Raw genomic sequence first — 6114 nt, 5'->3', positions numbered from 1 at the left:
GGGTGTGCGCCGTGATAAGGCGATGTAGTTCCAGCGGGTGGAAGCCCCGCCCGGCGAAGTGCTCCCGCCGGAAGCTACCGGAGCAGCGGTGGAGGTAACGAAGCCGCTGAAGCCTCCGAGACGATGCTTGCCACGATATACGGTGGCAGCGCGAGTGTGCAGGCCGTAACGCGAGTGAACGCTGAGCAAACCTCGAAAATGCCGATGCACAGGCCGACCCGGCAACCCTATCGGGGAAGGCTGACACGACGGAACGGATTGAGCAAAGTAGTGCCGCCCGTCGCTGTGCCGGGGTAGTGGCGACAGCATGTACACAAGGAACACATACGCAACACGGGAAACCCCGTGGCGTGGTCGGGGACGACCAACCGGACGCCCGTGAGGGACGGTCCGGGCGCTACGGGGTGACGGAGAGGCTTGTAGTACCGTTGAAGCCGGGTAATGCCGGTGGAGGGAAGGGGCCTTGGTTCAGTATCAACGCAGGAAGTAGCGAGGGACAGGAGATTGGGCAACCTATCAACTCCGGAAAGTGTTCAGAAGCTGCAGGTGGCGTTACACGCGAAAGCGAAGTCGTCAGACGGCTATCGTTTCTACGCGCTGTACGACAAGATCCACCGGCAAGACGTCCTGGCGCAGGCCTGGGCCCAGTGCCGCGCCAACAAGGGCGCACCGGGCGTGGACCGTCAGGACTTTGCCGACATCGAGGCGTACGGCGTAGAGCGCTGGCTGGCTGAACTGGCGCTGTCGCTCAGGAAGGAAACTTACCAACCGGATCCTATAAGAAGGGTGTTCATTCCCAAGCCCAATGGCAAGCTAAGGCCATTGGGCATCTCGACTGTTCGCGATCGGGTCTGCATGACGGCAGCGATGCTGGTGCTGGAACCGATCTTTGAAGCCGACCTTCCTCAGGAGCAGTACGCGTACCGGCCGGGCCGCAATGCCCAGCAGGCCGCAACCGAGGTGCAGGAGCGGCTTCACCGGGGACAGACGGACGTGGTCGATGCCGATCTGGCCGACTACTTCGGCAGTATTCCACACCCGGAACTGATGCGTTCGCTGGCGCGACGCATCGTCGACCGGCGTGCGCTGCATCTGGTTCGGATGTGGCTGGAATGCGCTGTCGAAGAAACCGACAGGAAAGGTGTCAGGACGCGCTCAACTGTTGCCCGGGACAGTGGATGTGGCATTCCGCAAGGCTCGCCGATCTCGCCGCTGTTGTCGAATCTGTATATGCGGCGGTTCGTGCTGGCCTGGAAGAAGCTGGGGCTGGAGTATCGCCTTGGCAGCCACATCGTCACCTATGCCGATGACCTCGTGATCCTGTGCAAACGCGGCAAGGCCGAAGAAGCCTTGCAGTGGATGCGGCAGATCATGGGCAAACTGAAGCTGACGGTGAACGAGGAGAAGACACGCCTCTGCAAGGTACCGGAAGGCGAGTTTGACTTCTTGGGCTTCACGTTTGGCAGGCGGTATTCGTCAACGACTGGCAAGGCGCGCACTGCGTTGTGGCCGTCAAAGAAGAGTATCAGGCGCATGGTCGAGAAGGTCCATGACCTCACGCGTCTGTCGAACGCTTGGCAGGAGACCACGGAGCTGGTGGGCAAATTGAACCGCACGTTGCGCGGCTGGGCGAACTACTTCGATGTAGGGTCGGTCAGCCGGGCATACCGTGCGCTCGATATGTACACGGCGACGCGGTTGCGGCGGTGGCTGCGCAACAAGTACAAGGTCAGGCGACGTAGGGGCGGGACATATCCACTCTCGCACCTCTACGGGTACTTCGGGCTCGTGCGTCTGGCTGCGCGCGGTGGCGTAGCGTGGCGTGTGTGAAGGCGTGATGTACTGTCCGAGAGCCGGATGCGGGAGATCTGCAAGTCCGGTTCGATGAGGAGGATGTGGAAACGGGGAGATGGCAGACGCTACTAGGGCACCGCAATGCGAAAGCAGCGGCAAACGGACAAGCCAAGCCTAAGACTACCGCGCCACATCCTTACTCTACCGCGTCCTCGGGGAGATGGCAGACGCTACTAGGGCACCGCAATGCGAAAGCAGCGGCAAACGGACAAGCCAAGCCTAAGACTACCGCGCCACATCCTTACTCTACCAATTACTTCAAATTCCGCACGCCCGCCACAGAAGCCGGCTTGCAAAATGGCCTGAGCGCGCCTGCATTGGTGACCGGGGCCGATGGCGCAGTACGTTATGCCTATGCCGGCGATCTTCAGGGAAACCTATGGAGATTTGACTTCACCGGGACAATGCCGTGGACGAGCGCCCTTGCGGGAACCAAGCCGTTGTTTGTCGCTAAAGATAGCAAGGGCAATCGCCAGCCGGTGACCACACAGCCGCGCGTCGTCTTCGCTCCCGAAGGTGGCTATGTGGTGCTGTTCGGAACTGGAAAATTTATCGAAAATGATGACGCTGCCAAGGGAAATTTTTCGACACAGACGTTCTACGGCGTACTGGATACATTGAAAGGCGACTATGCGATCGGCGGCAGGGCTGAACTGTCCGAGCGCAAGCTGGAGAAGGCAGGTGGCGCGTTCGCGATTACCGGTGCGCCTGTCGCCTACGACGCTGGGAGCGCTGGCGGCAAGGGCTGGTTTTTCGACTTTATGGAATCGGACAAAACAGGTGAGCGCAGCGTCACCAACCCGATGGTCATCAACGGGCTGTTATTCTTCAATACACTTATGCCCGGATCTGACCCATGCGACGCCGGTGGCGGACGCAGCTACGTGGTCAATACCCTCAGCGGCATTCCGGCCAATGGCGGCGTCACCGGCCAGCTTTCCACGGTTGGCATGCTAAGTGCGCCGGTCCCTTTCGAAACGACGACAGAAATCGGGGACCGCAACGCGGTTGGCAGGCGCGCACTCAGGAAAAAATATTCCATCGTGAACTTTGGCACCGGCAACGGTTCTTCGTCTGGCACGACTGTCAACAGCAACGGCGCTGCCGGAGAAAAGGTGGAAGCAGCGCTGCCGGCAGGACGGTTCAGCTGGCGTGAAATTCCTAACTGGCAGGAACTCAGCAATGCAGCCCCGAAGAAATAAGGTCGTCAAAATGAAGAACTGCGACACCTTGCGCCAAGCCGGCTTTACGTTAATCGAATTGATGATCGTGGTTGTCATCGCTGGCATCCTTGCGGCAATTGCCTATCCTTCTTACCTGGAGTCGGTTCGCCGTACCAAACGCGCGGAAGGCAAGGCGGCTTTGACGGAAATCTTGTTGCATCAGGAACGCTACTACTCGCAACACAATACTTACGTAGAGTTTTCGGCTACATCGGCTAACAAGGATTCTTTCAAATGGTATTCGGGCAGCAGTGCTGCCAACAGCGCCTATGAACTCGCGGCAACGGCCTGCGTTGATGAGGTGATTGCCAACTGTGTCAAGCTTATTGCCAAGCCGGGAACTGCGCTCGTCGATGGTCATTTCAGCGATCCAAAGTGCGGTGAGCTAGGTATGTCGAGCAATGGTAAAAGGAGTCCTGAAAATGCCGAGTGCTGGAAATAACAGCAAATATGGTGATGAATACGGCATGTGCGTATGCCGTATTCATCATGCACGCCGTTCACATGCGGCGGGAGATGCGCGATGTCTGCACGTCGACCTTGTACCGCAAAGGGCAGCCGGGTTTTCACTTGTTGAATTGATGACAGCCCTCGCTGTGGCGGCGTTCCTGCTGGGGCTTGCCATTCCGTCGTTTGCCGAACTGATTCAAAACCAGAAAGCGAGCGCGACGGTGAATGACTTTTTATCAGCCATACAACTGACACGCTCGGAGGCTATACGACGTGGAATGCGTGTGGACCTTGTTCCTGTCGGCGACAACTGGGCAACCGGGTGGACCATCTTTATGGATGAAGACGGGGATCAAAAAGTCGGTGCGGGCGAGCAAATCATCTACACGCACGCACCTGTGCCCACCGGTATGTCGGTCAGTTCTGCCATGACCGACCAGTCGCCGCTCTACCTCGCCTATACCGGCACTGGCCGCAGCAGGACTAATCTTGCCGGCGGTCAGCAGCTTCAATTTGGTTCTTTCACTTTTGAGCTTGGCAATCAACGGCGCAAGATTTACCTGAATGCTTTGGGGCGGCCGCGGGTCTGCAGTCTGAAACCGGGCGAAGCAAGTTGTTGACTAACGCACCCGCCAAAGGGGTCCGGCGCGCAAGCCAGCGGGCCGCTCGCCGCAGGCGGCACGGTGCAAGCTGCGGCGTCAGGCGTATGGCACGATAGAATGTCGCTTTGGCCATGTACTGTATGGCCCACCAATAACCGGAGCGGCATTTCCGTGGATATAGACAACGACCGGCAAGGCATGATGCTGGCCCTGGAATGGGCGGCCAAAGGCATGCTGACAACCAGCCCGAACCCGAGAGTAGGCTGCATTATCGTTAAGGATGGGCGCGTGATCGGAGAGGGCCATACCCAGCCTCCCGGACAGGCACATGCCGAAGTGCAGGCCCTGAACGACGCAGCCCGCCGTGGCAACGATGTGCGCGGCGCGACCGCTTACGTGACACTGGAGCCGTGCAGCCACTTCGGGCGGACGCCGCCTTGCGCCGATACGCTGATTCGCGCCGGTATTGGCAAGGTGGTAGCCGCGCTGGGCGATCCCAATCCGCTTGTCGGGGGGCAGGGCTTTGCCAAACTTCGCGCTGCCGGGATTGAAGTGGTTTCGGGTGTATGCGAAAGAGAAGCACGCGAAATGAATATTGGCTTCCTGTCCCGGATGCAGCACGGCAAGCCTTGGGTACGCATGAAATCGGCAGCCAGCCTTGACGGTCGTACCGCACTCCATAACGGGCTGAGCCAATGGATTACATCGTCTCAGGCGCGCGACGATGGTCATTGGTGGCGTGCGCGCGCCTGTGCCATCCTGACCGGCATAGGAACGGTTCAGGAAGATGATCCCCAATTGAACGTCCGTGCCATCGAGACACCGCGCCAGCCCAGGCGTGTCGTCATCGACAGCAGACTGCAGATTGACATCGATGCGCGTGTCCTCGCCGGTGGAGGAACCTGGATCGTTGCCGCGCAGGGCAATGCCGACAAGGAGGCGCGACTGCGCGAGCGCGGTGCCGAGATCATTCTGTTGCCCAATTCCCATGGAAAAGTCGATCTTCCGGCGCTGATGGAAGAACTCGGGCGCAGGCAGATCAACGAACTGCATGTGGAAGCAGGCTTCAAGCTGAACGGATCGCTGATCCGCGAACGCTGTGTTGATGAATTGCTGCTTTATCTTGCCCCGAGTCTGCTCGGCGATGCGCAAGGCATGTTTGATTTGAAAGCACTCGACAATCTCGAGGGCCAGAAGCGGCTAGCCTTCCACGACGTCAAGCAAATCGGCCCGGATTTGCGTATCCTTGCTCGTTTTATCTGATTGGATTCAGACCATGTTTACCGGAATCGTCGCCGCGGTCGGCAAAATTTCATCGATTACGCCTTTGGGCAGCGAACCTGACGCCGGAGTACGTCTCACCGTCGATGCCGGTGGTTTACCAATGACGGATGTCGGTCTTGGCGACTCGATCGCACTCAATGGAGCCTGCATGACCGTAGTCAGCAAGACTGCAACCGGCTTCACGGTGGATGTGTCGCGTGAAAGCCTGAACCGCACCGCCGGCCTTGATGCAGTCGGAGAGGTTAATCTGGAAAAAGCGCTGACACTGGCAGACCGGCTGGGTGGGCATCTGGTCTCCGGGCACGTCGATGGTCTCGGCGTCGTACGCAAATTCGAGCCGGTAGGTGAATCCATGGAACTGGTCGTTGAAGCGCCGCGCGAACTGGCAAAATACCTAGCCTACAAGGGTTCGATTGTAGTCAACGGCGTATCGCTGACGGTCAATCGCGTCGCGGATACCGCCCAAGCTTGCGAATTTTCGATCAACCTGATCCCCCATACCGTTGAAGTGACCACTCTCAAGCATCTGAAAGCGGGATCGAAGGTCAACCTTGAAATCGACCTGATCGCGCGTTATGTGGAGCGCATGCTCAGTCTCAAGGCCTGAAGTTCAGACTGGCCGTTCCTACCTGCGCCAGCGGGTTTTCGGATGGCGTTTGTTCGGATTTGTTTCGGCTCTGAAAGTTGGAAGCAGCCTAAAT

7 protein-coding genes are annotated in these 6114 nt (G+C 58.6%); 6 read left to right on the top strand and 1 reads right to left on the bottom strand.

The features are described from left to right. Positions 1 to 189, bottom strand: a 189-nt coding sequence (locus ASE07_RS29655; RefSeq protein ID WP_235548407.1) for a hypothetical protein, incomplete at its 3' end; no start/stop codon positions are given. A 315-nt stretch (positions 190 to 504) separates the two neighbouring features. Between ASE07_RS29655 and ltrA the strand changes: the two genes are divergently transcribed. From ltrA to ASE07_RS09525, 6 genes are all read left to right on the top strand, one after another. After that, positions 505 to 1830, top strand: coding sequence for a group II intron reverse transcriptase/maturase (gene ltrA, locus ASE07_RS09550; RefSeq protein WP_235548406.1), 1326 nt, complete (start codon positions 505 to 507; stop codon positions 1828 to 1830). A gap of 65 nt (positions 1831 to 1895) precedes the next feature. Then, entirely contained in the window at positions 1896 to 3056 is a 1161-nt protein-coding gene (locus ASE07_RS09545; protein ID WP_082584039.1) for a PilC/PilY family type IV pilus protein, read from the top strand. Between the two features lie 10 nt (positions 3057 to 3066). Beyond that, positions 3067 to 3519, top strand: a complete 453-nt coding sequence (locus ASE07_RS09540) for a type IV pilin protein (RefSeq protein ID WP_057290597.1) — start codon at positions 3067 to 3069, stop codon at positions 3517 to 3519. Further along, positions 3479 to 4147, top strand: a complete 669-nt coding sequence (locus tag ASE07_RS09535) for a GspH/FimT family pseudopilin (RefSeq protein ID WP_235548405.1) — start codon at positions 3479 to 3481, stop codon at positions 4145 to 4147. The genes ASE07_RS09540 and ASE07_RS09535 overlap by 41 nt, the downstream gene beginning before the upstream one ends. A 153-nt stretch (positions 4148 to 4300) precedes the next feature. Then, a complete protein-coding gene (ribD, locus tag ASE07_RS09530; RefSeq protein ID WP_057290595.1) occupies positions 4301 to 5392 on the top strand; it encodes a bifunctional diaminohydroxyphosphoribosylaminopyrimidine deaminase/5-amino-6-(5-phosphoribosylamino)uracil reductase RibD in 1092 nt (363 codons plus the stop codon). 13 nt (positions 5393 to 5405) lie between these two features. Next, complete coding sequence (locus tag ASE07_RS09525; protein WP_057290548.1) at positions 5406 to 6020, top strand: riboflavin synthase; 615 nt, start codon at positions 5406 to 5408, stop codon at positions 6018 to 6020. The last annotated feature ends 94 nt before the right edge of the window (positions 6021 to 6114 follow it).

The organism is Noviherbaspirillum sp. Root189, assembly GCF_001428545.1.
In the GTDB taxonomy this organism is placed as follows: domain Bacteria; phylum Pseudomonadota; class Gammaproteobacteria; order Burkholderiales; family Burkholderiaceae_D; genus Noviherbaspirillum.
Note: the sequence above shows the minus strand (reverse complement) of the source record. Positions and strands in the feature narration are given on the sequence as shown.